We start from the raw sequence: 11,310 nt of genomic DNA, 5'->3' as shown, positions 1-11,310 counted from the left end.
CCCCCGGTCGGCGGGCGCGGGCTCCGCCCGCTGCTGCCGCTGCCCGCGCGTGCTGTTGGCGGTGCGGCCGCGGACGATGCCGATGAAGTCGTCCACGTCGTCCGTCGTGGTGTCCTCCCGCCAGGCGAGCCCGACCCCGGACTGCGGGGCGTCGGTCACCGGCCGGTAGGTGAGGTCGCGGCGGTGGTGCAGCCGCGCGAGCGACTGCGGCACCACCAGCAGTCCGATACCGGCGGCCACCAGCTCCACCGCGTCCTCGGTCGTCTCCGGCCGCTGGAACGCGGGCCGCCCGGGCGGTGCCTCCCACGGCAGGGTGTCGTCCAGGGGGTGCAGCACGACGTCGTCCGCGAGGTCGGCCGTCGTCACCTCGTCGGCCGCCGCCACGAGGTGGTCCTTGGGGACGACCACCACCGTGGTCTCGGTGTAGAGCGGGATGACGCTCAGCTCGTCGCGGTCCGCGGGGAGCCGCAGCAGTCCCGCGTCCGCCCGCAGCTCCCGCAACGCCTGCGCCGCGCCCGCGGGCGGCGACTGCTCCAGCACCAGTCGGACCGCGGGCATCCGCTCGTTCCAGGTCCGCACCCATTTCCCCGGCGTCACGCCGGGGACGTAGAGGAGTCGGAACGTCTGCGGATCCCCGGTACCAGTCACCGTCCCAGGCTACCGGCGGCGGTCGGCCCGGCCGCGATCGCTACCCTGGACCCATGACGTCGCAGCAGACCGGGTCCCAGCAGAGCAGCCAGTCGATGAAGCCGTCGACGGCGGCGAAGAAGCTGGGCGTGTACCTGGCCGCCACCCCCGAGGAATTCCAGGAGGGCACCGTCTCCCGCGCGCAGTACGACGCGCTGCAGGCGGACCCGCCGCAATGGCTCGTCGACCTGCGGCGGGACGGACCCCACCCCCGCCCGGTGGTCGCCGCCAGACTCGGTGTCTCCATCTCCGGGCTGGCACGCGCCGGGGTCACCGAGGCGCTGACCACCGAGCAGATCCAGGCGCTCCGGGACGAGAGCCCCGAGTGGCTGGAGCGCGAGCGCACCACCCAGGCCGATGTGCGCCGTGAGACGGTCCGCCTCAAGCAGAAGCGGGCCGAGCAGGCCGACGGCACCGGCGGCCCGAAGCGCGGCTGAGCGCCCGCCGACCCACGGACGACGGAGCGGCGGCCGGCCCCGGTGCGGGCCCGCCGCCGCTCCGCTGCGTCCCCGACCGCCGCGGCACCGGCGCCGGTGCGATGCTCGAGGGGTGAACCTGGACGACCTCAGACGCCTGCGGCAGGCCCGCGACACGATGGACCGCGACTACGCCCGGCCGCTGGACGTTCCCGCGCTGGCCGCGGTGGCGCTCATGTCCGCCGGGCACTTCTCCCGCAGCTTCCGCGCCGCCTACGGCGAGACCCCGTACGCCTACCTCATGACCCGGCGGGTCGAACGTGCCAAGGCCCTGCTGCGGCGCGGCGACCTCAGCGTCACCGAGGTGTGCCTGGCGGTGGGCTGCACCTCCCTCGGCTCCTTCAGCAGCCGCTTCACCGAGTTGGTGGGGGAGAGCCCCAGCGCCTACCGCGCCCGTCGCCACGACGCGGGCGCGGCCGTCCCCGCCTGCGTCGCCAAGGTCGGCACCCGCCCGCGCCGCACCGCTGCCGCCGACCGCCCGGCCGTGCCGGCCCGACCGGTCAGCATCGAAGAAGCGGATTCCGCCGGGCCCTCGTAGCGTCGGACCCATGGACATCAAGCTTGCGCAGTGCTTCATCGCCGTCGACGACCACGACCGCGCCCTCGCCTTCTACCGCGACGCCCTCGGACTGGAGGTGCGCAACGACGTCGGCTTCGAGGGCATGCGCTGGGTGACCGTGGGGTCCCCCTCCCAGCCCGACGTCGAGATCGTGCTGGAACCGCCGCTCGCCGACCCCAACGCCGCGCCGGAGGACCGCCGTGCCATGGCGGAACTGCTCGCCAAGGGCATGCTGCGCGGGGTCATCTTCGCCACCGACGACTGCGACGCCACCTTCGAACGCGTCCGGGCCGCCGGCGGCGAGGTGCTCCAGGAGCCGGTGGACCAGCCCTACGGCGTGCGCGACTGCGCCTTCCGCGACCCCGCCGGCAACATGCTGCGCTTCACCCAGCCGCGCCGCGGCTAGCGAGGGCGCACCACCGACCGCAGGGCCGCGCCGAACGGGGCGCGGCCCGCACCGACCCCGTGGGGGCGACAACGCTGAGCAGGGCCGACAGCGCCGCCGACGCGACCGCCGGGAGAGGCGGCCGCGGCGGCCGACAGCCACGACGTGATCCGGGTCCACGGCGCCCGCGTCAACAACCTCCGCGACGTCAGCGTGGAGCTGCCCAAGCGGCGGCTGACGGTCTTCACCGGCGTCTCGGGATCGGGCAAGAGCTCCCTGGCCTTCGGGACGGTCGCCGCGGAGTCGCAGCGGCTGATCAACGAGACCTACAGCGCCTTCGTGCAGGGGTTCATGCCGACGCCGGCCCGGCCCGAGGTCGACGTGCTGTAGGGGCTGACGACGGCGATCGTCGTGGACCAGCAGCGGCTGGGCGCCGACCCTCACCGGCGAGCACCTGGCCGCCTGGCTCGGAGGATGAGGCCCCGACCGGGGCAGTGACCGAGATCTTTACCTGGCGGACCGTGTTCTGATTAGCGCTGCAATTTGGCCCCCGTGGCAACCCGAACGCTCAGCGGCGGGACCGAGGGCTCGGCGTTCGGGGATCAGTTGCCGGCCAGGCCCCATGCATCGAGTCCGCCGTAGATATGCGCCTTCAGGCAGTGGGGGGCGCCGAAGCCGGAGGGTTCGCCGCGGTAGATGGCGATAAGCGAGTCCTTGCCCCGCCACCAGGTGTCAGCGAGTCCCTGGACTTCGGGTACCGGCTCGAATCCGTCGAGGTTCAGGTCCTCGACGGCGCTGCCTTTGATCTTCGTGATGGTCTTGGCCCAGCGGCCCGCGTGGCCGGCCAGTGCCAGGGCTTCCACCCATCCCTCTGTGCTGGCGTGCAGCGGCGTCCAGTGGTCAGCGTCGATCCCGAACTCACCTCCTGGCCCGATCATGAACCCGTGGGCCATGGAGACACGACAGTCGCCAGCCGGGAACCGCCATCCGTTCGCGGCTGAGCCCTCCGGGGCATCGGCTTCCAGAACGCGCGGGCCGCCCTCGTATTCGGGGGCCGGGGGCAGGGCGAGACCGCCCCAGCGCTCTTGGAAGGCGACAGCCCGGTCGATCTCGGCATCCGGAATCCCTTGCTTGAGCCACGCCTCCCGGAAGAGCTTGAGGTCGCGGTGTGGAACACGCAGCCCGTGTCCCTCAACGAAGTAACGAGCTCGCCGGCTCAAGCCCTCAGGCGCCTGAGGAATCACCGGCACTCGGGGGTCCGCCGTCACGGTTGCTGCCCCCCGCATGGAGAGGTCGGTGCGGCCGGGTGCGGCGGTGCCGACGGCTGCTGAGCGCTGGACCAACGGACAGGGGCGCCGCCGGGGCCGCCGGTGAGCCAGGAACCGTCGCCCAGGGGCACCAGCTCGTACGGGTTGCTCGCCTCAACGGTGAACTTGCCGCTGAGGGTGCCCGTGCGTACGTCGACCAGGTGGTGACGGAACCACTCCTCCTCGTCCTGACTCTCACCGCCGAGGGTGACGATGGCCGTGTACTCGCTCAGGTAGCCGCCGCTCCATTCCACGAAGGCCTCCTCCGGGTCGTACCCGAAGGCTTCGACAGGGAAGGTGAAGAGCACGTCCCCGTTGGCGTGGTCATGGAAGGCGACGTCCGCCTGCCCGTGGTCCACGGTCATGAACTGACGCCCGGAGGGAGCCAGGTCGATCAGGCAGCGGTCCTGCCACGGGTACGTCACGAACTCCGGCTCGCTGCCCACCCCAACCGTGCCCCGGAGAATGACAGAGCCGTCCTGGCCCTCACCGATGTTGAGGTAGATGCTGCCGTCCACGGGGTGCACGTGGTGGGAGGCGCCGTGCCCGACCGTCTCCAGCTCGCAGCGGGCGAGAACCGCACCGTTGTCGGCATCGTGCACGACCCACTGGTCCCCGCCCCCGCGGCCCGCCATCGCGTCCGGCCGGTAGACCCATACCGTCCGACCGTCCCGCGACGGCACACAGTTAGGCCGGTGGCCATGGCGTACGTCAGAGCGCGGTTCGAAGTCCGAGGCCCACATGAGGTCGTCGGCGCGCGTAAGGCAGACGACCTCGTTCAGCGTCGTGTACACGACCCGCTCCAAATCCTGCCGGACGACCGACGCTACGACCTCCTCGCCATTCCGCGGTTGGAAAATCGCTGTGGGCTCCAGCGTCCCGTAGACGCCGGAGCCCACAACGTAGGCGTGGATCCGCCCGTCGCGGAGACGCGTGATGACCTTCGGTGGCGGCTCAGGAACCATCCGCTGAGGCTAACGCCCAGCTCAGGAACCCCAGGAGCCGGGGCGGTGGGCGCCCAAGTCGGGTAGTCGGGCCGAGTACGGTAGTTGGCCGACCGGTTGCTCAGAACAAGGAGTCCCAGAGGACCTCTTCCGGGTCAGGTTCTTCTGGGTGGAGCATGCAGCGTCTGCAGCGCAGGAGTCCTGGTTCGTTGGCGCCCGAGGCGGCGCTCATCCACGGCAGGGCCTCCATGGCGTGTGCGCGCTCGTTGTCGGCGAGGGTGTCGACGGCCCGGCGGAGTTCCTCCGGTGCGGATTGGTCGGTGATGCAGAGCCAGCCGACCGCCGCCGACAGACGGACTTCGGGGGCCTCCGCTCGGTCGTGCCACCGTTCGCGCAGCCACCTGACAGCCGGCGGGTACGGGTGGGCCCGGGTGATCTCGGCGGCGGCCAGGAGCAGGGCGGCGCGGACCATGGCGTCGCCTTCGGTGGCGAATCCGTTGGCCAAGGCAGTCCGGATGGTGTGGGCGGGGTCGGCGGCGGTCGCCAGGACGTCGGCGGCGTCGACGCGGACGGTGGGGTCGGAGTCTCCAAGAAGGGGAAGGAGCGCGGTGGTGGCGGTGGTGATCGCGGCTCGGGCGGCGGCCACCGACCAGCCGGCCGGATGCCGGTCACCTCCTAGCCGTAGTCGTCGTGGGTATCGGGGGCGTGGCGCCGGGGATCGTTGCGGTGGAGGAGGAACTCCTCGCGAGAGGCGACGCCGTGATGCCTGGCACGGGCGGGGCCGGAGAGGACTGCGAGGGCGGCAGTGCGGTGTGGGTGGGGGGCGTTGATGGCGAGGGGAATGAGGAACGGCACGGCAAGGGCAGCGGCGGCCCGGCTGTCGTCGGCGCACAGGCCCCACAGCACACCCGTCGCATCCACGACCGGTTCGCCGCCGGCGCGCAGGAGATAAACCGCCTCCCGGACGTCGTACCCATGGGGGAAGTTACCCCACGGGACGGCATCCAAGTCCAAGGCCAGTCGAGGCTCGGGCAGGATGCTGGCCACCGCCGCCCGTACGTCGAACGGACCTCCCGAGAACGAGGCCAAGTCCGCCCCGTCCGTCACTTGCCGACACATCTCGAACGTCGGATCGGTCCGCCAGTCCACGTCACACCCCAACTGTCGAATCCCCGGAACTTGATCATGGCTGGCCCGGCGGCCCACCGGAAGCCTCTCCGCGGTGATCCAGCGGCTCGTACGGGGCCACCCATCATGCACAGGGGCCAACCGGAATGCTCAAAGGCCACCTGCCGAGCTCAGTCGCAGGCAGGCACGGGCTAGCTGCAACGCTCTAGGGCCAACGAGAGCGCCAAGTCCCATCAACGCAGCGTTACCGAAGCAAGATCCGCCAACTACTGCGCTCGTCCGCCAAGTAAAAATCTCGGTCGCAACGGGCCAGGGACGGGTGCGTGCAGCGTATTGCATATATCTGCGGCTGTCCGTATAGTCATGCCTTCTGGTTCCGTCGGAGGAGGACATGGCTGTGCGCGCTGCGGTGGCGGGAGCGAGCGGGTACGCCGGGGGCGAGATCCTCCGGCTGCTGCTCGCACACCCCGAGGTCGAGATCGGTGCCCTCACGGGCAACTCCAACGCGGGGGAGCGCCTCGGCGCACTCCAGCCGCACCTCCCGCCGCTCGCCGACCGCGTGCTCGAACCCACCACCACCGAGGTCCTCGCCGGACACGACGTGGTCTTCCTCGCCCTCCCGCACGGCCACTCGGCCGCCGTCGCCGAGGCGCTCGGCGACGGCGTGCTCGTCGTCGACTGCGGCGCCGACTTCCGGCTCCGGGACGCCGCCCAGTGGACCCGCTGGTACGGCACCCCGCACGCCGGTACCTGGCCCTACGGCCTGCCCGAACTCCCCGGCGCCCGCGAGGCGCTGCGCACCACCCGGCGCATCGCCGTCCCCGGCTGCTACCCGACCGCCGTCACCCTGGCGCTGTTCCCCGCCTTCGCCGCCGGGCTCGCGGAGCCCGAGGCCGTCGTCGTCGCCGCCTCCGGCACCTCGGGCGCCGGCAAGGCGGCCAAGCCCCACCTGCTGGGCAGCGAGGTCATGGGATCGATGAGCCCCTACGGCGTCGGCGGCGCCCACCGCCACACCCCCGAGATCGCCCAGAACCTCGCCGCGGTGGCGGGGGAGAAGGTCACCGTCTCCTTCACCCCCACCCTCGCCCCGATGCCGCGCGGCATCCTCGCGACCTGCACCGCCCGCGCCCGCGCCGGCGTCACCGCCGACACCCTCCGCGAGAGCTACGCCAAGGCGCTGGCGGACGAGCCGTTCGTCCACCTGCTGCCCGAGGGGCAGTGGCCGGCCACCGGCGCCGTCGCCGGCTCCAACAACGCCCTGCTCCAGGTCGCCCTCGACGAGGACGCCGGCCGGATCGTCGTGGTGAGCGCGGTCGACAACCTCACCAAGGGCACCGCCGGCGGCGCCCTGCAGAGCATGAACATCGCCCTCGGCCTCCCCGAGGAGCTCGGACTTCCCACCACCGGAGTGGCCCCATGAGTGTGACCGTGGCGAAGGGATTCCACGCGGCCGGTGTCGCCGCGGGGATCAAGGACAGCGGCGGGCTCGACCTCGCCCTCGTCGTCAACCGCGGCCCCCGCCGGGCCGCCGCCGGCGTCTTCACCGCCAACCGCGTCAAGGCCGCCCCCGTGCACTGGTCCGAACAGGTCCTCAAGGGCGGCACGGTCGCCGCCGTCGTCCTCAACTCCGGCGGCGCCAACGCCTGCACCGGCCCGCTCGGCTTCCAGGACACCCACGCCACCGCCGAGCGTGTCGGGGAGGTGCTGGAGGTCAGTGCGGCCGAGGTCGCCGTCGCCTCGACCGGCCTCATCGGTGTCCGCCTGCCGATGGACAAACTGCTGCCCGGCGTCACCACCGCCGCCGACGCGCTGAGCGAGCACGGCGGCGAGAAGGCCGCCATCGCGATCAAGACCACCGACACCGTCCACAAGACCGCCGTCGCCGGCCGCGACGGCTGGAGCGTCGGCGGCATGGCCAAGGGCGCCGGCATGCTCGCCCCGGGCCTGGCCACCATGCTGGCGGTGCTCACCACCGACGCCGACGTGGACTCCGCGGCCCTGGACCGGGCGCTGCGCGCCGCCACCCGCACCACCTTCGACCGGGTCGACTCCGACGGCTGCATGTCCACCAACGACACGGTGCTGCTGCTGGGTTCGGGCGCCTCCGGGGTCGTGCCGGGCCCCGACGAGTTCGCCGAGGCGGTCCGCGAGGTCTGCGCCGACCTCGCCCTGCAGCTGGTCAAGGACGCCGAGGGCGCCTCCAAGGACATCCGCGTCGAGGTGGTGGGCGCGGCGACCGAGGACGACGCCGTCGAGGTGGCGCGCTCCATCGCCCGCAACAACCTCCTCAAGTGCGCCGTGCACGGCGAGGACCCCAACTGGGGGCGCGTCCTCTCCGCGATCGGCACCACCTCCGCCGTCTTCGACCCCGACCGGCTCAACGTCGCCATCAACGACGTCCTGGTCTGCGAGGACGGCGCGGCCGGCGCCGACCGCTCCCTGGTCGACATGCGCTACCGCGAGGTCCGCATCACCGCCGACCTGCGCGCCGGCGAGCAGGCCGCCACCGTCTGGACCAACGACCTCACCGCCGACTACGTCCACGAGAACAGCGCGTACTCCTCATGAGCGAGCCCCTGCCGACCGGCCCCACCGATCCCGCCCCCACCGAGACCGCTCCCGCCGGCCGCCCCGGTGCCCGGCGCCACACGGCGCTGCCCAAGGCCCAGACCCTCATCGAGGCGCTGCCCTGGCTCACCCGCCACCACGGGAAGACGGTCGTCATCAAGTTCGGCGGCAACGCCATGGTGGACGACGACCTCAAGGCGGCCTTCGCACAGGACGTCGTCTTCCTGCGCCACGCGGGCCTGCGCCCCGTGGTCGTCCACGGCGGCGGCCCCCAGATCAGCGCGCAGCTCGACCGCCACGGGCTGGTCAGCGAGTTCCGCGCCGGGCTGCGGGTCACCACGCCCGAGGCGATGGACGTGGTCCGCATGGTCCTCGCCGGCCAGGTGCAGCGCGAGCTCGTCGGCCTGCTCAACCAGCACGGACCGCTCGCCGTCGGCCTCACCGGTGAGGACGCCCACACCCTCAGCGCCACCCGCCACCGCCCCCGCATCGAGGGGGAGCTGGTCGACATCGGCCGTGTCGGGGAGATCACCGCCACCGACACCGGGGCCATCGAGGCGCTGCTGGCCGACGGCCGCATCCCCGTCGTGTCCTCCATCGCGCGGTCGGCGGACGACGCGCACGTCTACAACGTCAACGCCGACACCGCCGCCGCGGCGCTGGCCGCGGCGCTCGGCGCGGAGACGCTGATGGTCCTCACCGACGTCGAGGGGCTCTACGAGGACTGGCCGCACAGCGACGACGTGATCAGCCGGCTGACCGCCTCCGAGCTGGAGGAACTCCTGCCGTCACTGGCGAGCGGCATGGTGCCGAAGATGGAGGGCTGCCTGCACGCCGTCCGCAACGGCGTCCGCACCGCCCGTGTCATCGACGGCCGTGTGCAGCACTCCATCCTCCTGGAGATCTTCACCGACGAGGGGATCGGGACCATGGTCGTTCCCGACGACGACAGCCGCACGACCCCCGCCCCGCCCCACGCGCAGGAGGTTCCCGCATGACCGCCCCACCGGCCGGCACCGCACCCGCCGCCACCGCCGCGCCCGGCGGGAACACCGCGCTCACCGCCCGCTGGCAGGGCGCGCTGATGGACACCTACGGCACCCCCCGCATCCCCCTGGTCCGGGGGGAGGGCACCCGGCTGTGGGACGCCGACGGCAAGGCCTACCTCGACTTCCTCGGGGGCATCGCCGTCAACGCGCTGGGCACCGCCCACCCGGCCGTGGTCGCGGCGGTCTCCGAGCAGATCGCGACCCTGGGGCACGTCTCCAACTTCTTCACCGCCGAGCCGACCGTCGCGCTCGCCGAGCGGCTCCTGGCGATCGCCGGCCGTCCCGGCGCGGTCTACTTCTCCAACTCCGGCGCGGAGGCCAACGAGGCGGCGCTCAAGATCGGGCGCCGCACCGGCCGCACCCGCATGGTCGCCACCCAGGGCGGGTTCCACGGCCGGACGATGGGCGCGCTGGCGCTCACCGGCCAGCCCGCCAAGCAGGCGCCCTTCCTCCCGCTGCCCGGCGAGGTCACCCACGTCCCCTACGGCGACGTCGACGCGCTGCGCGCCGCGGTGACCGAGGAGACCGCGCTGTTCGTGGTCGAACCGGTGCAGGGCGAGAACGGCGTCGTCCCCGCCCCCGACGGCTACCTCGCGGCGGCCCGGGAGATCACCCGCGCCACCGGCACGCTCCTGGTGGCCGACGAGATCCAGACCGGCATCGGCCGCACCGGCCACTGGCTCGCCACCGCGGCGGCCGGCGTCGAACCCGACGTGATCACCCTCGCCAAGGGGCTGGGCGGCGGCATGCCGATCGGTGCGACGCTCGCCTTCGGCCCCGCCGCCGCCCTGCTGGGCGCCGGTCAGCACGGCTCCACCTTCGGCGGCAACCCCGTCAGCTGCGCCGCCGCGCTCGCGGTGCTCGACACCATCGAGAACGAGGGGCTGCTCGCCCACGTCCGGGAGACCGGCGAGCGGCTGCGGTCGGCGGTCGGGAAACTGGCGCACCCACTCGTCCACCACGTGCGCGGCGCGGGGCTGCTGCTGGGTATCGTGCTCACCGAGCCGGTGGCACCGCGGGTGCAACAGGCGGCTCAGGACGCCGGGTTCCTGGTGAACGCCGTGGCGCCGGACGTCATCCGGCTGGCGCCGCCGCTGATCGTCGGGGAGTCCGAGGTGGACGCCCTCGTCGGTGCTCTGCCGCGCGTCCTCGACGCGGCGGCAGCGACGACCGCGGCGTCGTGAGCGAGGGCCGAGCGAGCCGACGAGCCGGAGAGGCAGCATGACCGACGAGCACAGCGGGCCGGCGGTGCCGCAGACGCGGGCCGCCCGCCACCGGCGGATCGTGGACATCCTGGGCAGACAGGCGGTGCGCTCCCAGAGCCGCCTCGCCCGGCTGCTGGCCGACGACGGCCTCGCCGTCACCCAGGCCACCCTCAGCCGGGACCTCGACGAGCTTGGTGCGGTGAAGATCCGCAACGACGCCGGCGAGCTGATCTACGCCGTGCCGAGCGAAGGGGGGTACCGCACCCCCCGGGCGCCGCTGGGGGAGTCGGTGAAGGAGGAGCGGATGGCCCGCCTCGCCGGTGAACTCCTCATCTCGGCCGAGGCATCCGCCAACCTGGTGGTCCTGCGCACCCCGCCCGGGGCCGCCCAGTTCCTCGCCTCCGCCATCGATCAGGCCGAGCTCCACGTGGTGCTGGGCACCATCGCCGGCGACGACACCCTGCTGCTGATCAGCCGGGAGCCGGACGGCGGCCGGGCGCTGGCGGACCACCTGCTGCGGCTGGCGCAGAAAGAGCGCTGAGGCGCCCACCCGGGAGGTCAGCGATGTCCGGTGAGATCACGTTCTTCGAACTCGGCGTGGAGGACCCGGAGCGGGCCCGCGCCTTCTACGGCGGGTTGTTCGGGTGGACGATGGCGCCGGGTCCGGACGGCGGCGGGCTGACCGTGGAGGGCTCCTCGGTCCCCGGCGGGGTACACGGCGGCGACCCGGGCAGTGCGCCGTACCTCTTCTTCCGGGTGGACGACATGGACCGGGCCCTGGTGTCCGTCCGTGAACTGGGCGGCGTGGTCGAGGAGATGGACATCGACGGCGACGCCGAGCAGCAGGCGAGGTACGGCCGCTTCCGGCTCTGCCGCGACGACCAGGGCTCGCCGTTCGGTCTGCACCAGCCGCCCGCGGGCTGAGCCGGCGGCCGCGGGGGCCGGTGCGACGCGGGACCGCGGACCGGCGCGGCGCCCGGTGTCGGGAACGCGCCGGTCCGC

General features: G+C 73.0%; 14 protein-coding genes and 1 pseudogene. 10 read left to right on the top strand and 5 right to left on the bottom strand.

Annotation, left to right across the window (positions count from 1 at the left end; all coding sequences use genetic code 11):
• Positions 1-648 (bottom strand): LysR family substrate-binding domain-containing protein (locus HCN56_RS18670; RefSeq protein ID WP_167972650.1); only part of this gene is annotated, 648 nt, incomplete at its 3' end.
• Positions 649-701: 53 nt separating this feature from the next.
• Between HCN56_RS18670 and HCN56_RS18665 the strand changes: the two genes are divergently transcribed.
• The 4 genes and pseudogenes from HCN56_RS18665 to HCN56_RS18650 form a co-directional block, all read left to right on the top strand.
• Positions 702-1,124 (top strand): DUF5997 family protein, encoded by a 423-nt coding sequence (locus HCN56_RS18665; protein ID WP_167972648.1) that lies wholly within the window; start codon positions 702-704, stop codon positions 1,122-1,124.
• Between the two features lie 157 nt (positions 1,125-1,281).
• A complete protein-coding gene (locus tag HCN56_RS18660; RefSeq protein ID WP_167972655.1) occupies positions 1,282-1,701 on the top strand; it encodes a helix-turn-helix transcriptional regulator in 420 nt (139 codons plus the stop codon).
• Between the two features lie 10 nt (positions 1,702-1,711).
• Complete coding sequence (locus HCN56_RS18655) at positions 1,712-2,128, top strand: VOC family protein (protein WP_167972646.1); 417 nt, start codon at positions 1,712-1,714, stop codon at positions 2,126-2,128.
• 144 nt (positions 2,129-2,272) lie between these two features.
• Positions 2,273-2,494 (top strand): annotated as a pseudogene (locus HCN56_RS18650) (hypothetical protein); the annotation flags it as partial.
• 215 nt (positions 2,495-2,709) lie between these two features.
• Here HCN56_RS18650 and HCN56_RS18645 read toward each other — a convergent pair.
• The 4 genes from HCN56_RS18645 to HCN56_RS26575 form a co-directional block, all read right to left on the bottom strand.
• Entirely contained in the window at positions 2,710-3,393 is a 684-nt protein-coding gene (locus HCN56_RS18645) for a hypothetical protein (protein ID WP_167972644.1), read from the bottom strand.
• On the bottom strand, positions 3,372-4,379 hold the full coding sequence (locus tag HCN56_RS18640) for a hypothetical protein (RefSeq protein WP_167972642.1): 1,008 nt from the start codon (positions 4,377-4,379) through the stop codon (positions 3,372-3,374). Before HCN56_RS18640 ends, HCN56_RS18645 begins: the two co-directional genes overlap by 22 nt.
• 100 nt (positions 4,380-4,479) lie before the next feature.
• On the bottom strand, positions 4,480-5,004 hold the full coding sequence (locus HCN56_RS26580; protein ID WP_312871295.1) for a HEAT repeat domain-containing protein: 525 nt from the start codon (positions 5,002-5,004) through the stop codon (positions 4,480-4,482).
• Positions 5,005-5,033: 29 nt separating this feature from the next.
• A complete protein-coding gene (locus tag HCN56_RS26575) occupies positions 5,034-5,507 on the bottom strand; it encodes a hypothetical protein (RefSeq protein ID WP_245246726.1) in 474 nt (157 codons plus the stop codon).
• Between the two features lie 370 nt (positions 5,508-5,877).
• On the opposite strand from HCN56_RS26575, the gene argC reads away from it, so the two are divergent.
• The 6 genes from argC to HCN56_RS18605 are packed head-to-tail and all read left to right on the top strand — an operon-like array spanning position 5,878 to position 11,232.
• Entirely contained in the window at positions 5,878-6,906 is a 1,029-nt protein-coding gene (argC, locus tag HCN56_RS18630) for an N-acetyl-gamma-glutamyl-phosphate reductase (RefSeq protein WP_167972640.1), read from the top strand.
• Positions 6,903-8,054, top strand: coding sequence for a bifunctional glutamate N-acetyltransferase/amino-acid acetyltransferase ArgJ (gene argJ / locus HCN56_RS18625; RefSeq protein ID WP_167972638.1), 1,152 nt, complete (start codon positions 6,903-6,905; stop codon positions 8,052-8,054). Before argC ends, argJ begins: the two co-directional genes overlap by 4 nt.
• Positions 8,051-9,052 (top strand): acetylglutamate kinase, encoded by a 1,002-nt coding sequence (gene argB, locus HCN56_RS18620; RefSeq protein WP_245246725.1) that lies wholly within the window; start codon positions 8,051-8,053, stop codon positions 9,050-9,052. The genes argJ and argB overlap by 4 nt, the downstream gene beginning before the upstream one ends.
• Positions 9,049-10,287, top strand: coding sequence for an acetylornithine transaminase (locus HCN56_RS18615; protein WP_167972636.1), 1,239 nt, complete (start codon positions 9,049-9,051; stop codon positions 10,285-10,287). The genes argB and HCN56_RS18615 overlap by 4 nt, the downstream gene beginning before the upstream one ends.
• Before the next feature lie 37 nt (positions 10,288-10,324).
• Positions 10,325-10,849, top strand: a complete 525-nt coding sequence (locus tag HCN56_RS18610) for an arginine repressor (RefSeq protein WP_167972634.1) — start codon at positions 10,325-10,327, stop codon at positions 10,847-10,849.
• A 23-nt stretch (positions 10,850-10,872) separates the two neighbouring features.
• Positions 10,873-11,232 carry a VOC family protein gene (locus HCN56_RS18605; RefSeq protein ID WP_167972632.1) on the top strand — a complete coding sequence of 120 codons (360 nt, stop codon included), beginning with the start codon at positions 10,873-10,875 and terminating at the stop codon, positions 11,230-11,232.
• Positions 11,233-11,310 lie beyond the last annotated feature (78 nt).

Origin of the sequence: Streptomyces lonarensis (assembly GCF_012033735.1) — a bacterium.
GTDB lineage: Bacteria > Actinomycetota > Actinomycetes > Streptomycetales > Streptomycetaceae > Streptomyces > Streptomyces lonarensis.
Note: the sequence above shows the minus strand (reverse complement) of the source record. Positions and strands in the feature narration are given on the sequence as shown.

Excerpts from the sequence above, each read along its gene's own strand:
- argJ (WP_167972638.1), top strand. The coding sequence starts at position 6,903 with ATGAGTGTGACCGTGGCGAAGGGATTCCACGCGGCCGGTGTCGCCGCG.
- HCN56_RS18605 (WP_167972632.1), top strand. The coding sequence starts at position 10,873 with ATGTCCGGTGAGATCACGTTCTTCGAACTCGGCGTGGAGGACCCGGAG.
- HCN56_RS18645 (WP_167972644.1), bottom strand. The coding sequence starts at position 3,393 with ATGCGGGGGGCAGCAACCGTGACGGCGGACCCCCGAGTGCCGGTGATT.
- argC (WP_167972640.1), top strand. The coding sequence starts at position 5,878 with ATGGCTGTGCGCGCTGCGGTGGCGGGAGCGAGCGGGTACGCCGGGGGC.
- HCN56_RS18660 (WP_167972655.1), top strand. The coding sequence starts at position 1,282 with ATGGACCGCGACTACGCCCGGCCGCTGGACGTTCCCGCGCTGGCCGCG.
- HCN56_RS18665 (WP_167972648.1), top strand. The coding sequence starts at position 702 with ATGACGTCGCAGCAGACCGGGTCCCAGCAGAGCAGCCAGTCGATGAAG.
- HCN56_RS18655 (WP_167972646.1), top strand. The coding sequence starts at position 1,712 with ATGGACATCAAGCTTGCGCAGTGCTTCATCGCCGTCGACGACCACGAC.
- HCN56_RS18615 (WP_167972636.1), top strand. The coding sequence starts at position 9,049 with ATGACCGCCCCACCGGCCGGCACCGCACCCGCCGCCACCGCCGCGCCC.
- argB (WP_245246725.1), top strand. The coding sequence starts at position 8,051 with ATGAGCGAGCCCCTGCCGACCGGCCCCACCGATCCCGCCCCCACCGAG.
- HCN56_RS18640 (WP_167972642.1), bottom strand. The coding sequence starts at position 4,379 with ATGGTTCCTGAGCCGCCACCGAAGGTCATCACGCGTCTCCGCGACGGG.
- HCN56_RS18610 (WP_167972634.1), top strand. The coding sequence starts at position 10,325 with ATGACCGACGAGCACAGCGGGCCGGCGGTGCCGCAGACGCGGGCCGCC.